The sequence below is a fragment of the Luteibacter sp. P4_E6 genome (assembly GCF_056401535.1).
This window is the reverse complement of sequence record NZ_JBFUJE010000886.1, coordinates 1-1,022: the sequence shown is the minus strand read 5'-3', so window position 1 is coordinate 1,022 and position 1,022 is coordinate 1. Positions and strand designations below refer to the sequence as shown.

Annotated in this window: 1 protein-coding gene; it reads right to left on the bottom strand. The window is 59.7% G+C overall.

The window, feature by feature from the left end; genetic code table 11:
• A partial coding sequence (locus AC1DT2_RS24350) for an Ig-like domain-containing protein (RefSeq protein ID WP_477299314.1) occupies positions 1-945 on the bottom strand: 945 nt, incomplete at its 3' end.
• Positions 946-1,022: the final 77 nt, after the last annotated feature.

Sequence of the window (1,022 nt, the reverse complement as noted above, 5' to 3'; positions counted from 1 at the left end):
TTGCAGAACAACCGAGTATTTGGTGCCCGTGAGGAGGTCGCCTCGAGCCTTGATAAAGACCAGCCGCCCATCTTCGGCAACGCCGACGTCGGCAGGAACGCTACCGGCAGGTCCCACAAGAGTTACCGACATGGGAGAGACAGTAGACGGATCGACCAAATTGGAGAAGCGAAGTACCACACGCGCAGAGGCCGAGACCTTTTCTGCGAGGTTTTCAGGAATCGAGGCCGCCAGAGCGAATTCGGCGGGATCCTTGTGATCGCCACTGCCGAACGACATCGAGTCAGGCGAGAACGCTAACGTCGCCGCCTCGCCCTGCACCGCCGGCTCGCCTCTCGCGCGAAGCACTACTGAGCCGTCGCTACGAAGGCTAGCCGCCGTCGACACCGCCATGTGGACGCCAGACGTATTCAGCAGTTGTACCGACTCGGATCCCGGCTGGTAGATCGCAGCGTCAGGCGAGGAAGAGTCGGCACTCCATCCTCCCGCGATCAGGATTCGACCATCCGTCAGCAATGTCATTGCCTGACCTGCGCCACGCGGAAGCGATTCAATTTTCGCAATAGAGAACGCAGAGGTGCGTGGATCGAGCCAGAGACCGTCATCGATCACCGAGCCCRTAGGGTCAAGACCGCCCCAGATCAACACACGCCCGTCTGGCAGGGAAACCAATGCGCTACCGATGCGGACTGCCGGAAGAGGCAGCGAAATCGAATGGTCCGGAGCCGCCAGATCATTGATGACCACTTTCCCCAAGGCGCCTTGAACGTGGAGGACTCGACCATCGGAAAGCATGATGCTTTGCTCTCGGGGCATCGCCTGCAGAACCTCAGCGGAAGCTCGCGTCGCGGGCGTTGGTACCTGTGCCCACGGCACTGAGACACCCACCGTGACTGTGACCAGTGCGCAAAGCGCCACGATGGCGTAAATCTTTCCGTGCTTCATTCCCATACCCCTTCGCTGTCCCTAATCGCCGAAACGCTGCGCTTATTGCCTGGTTATACTTGCACTGAAACCCATGG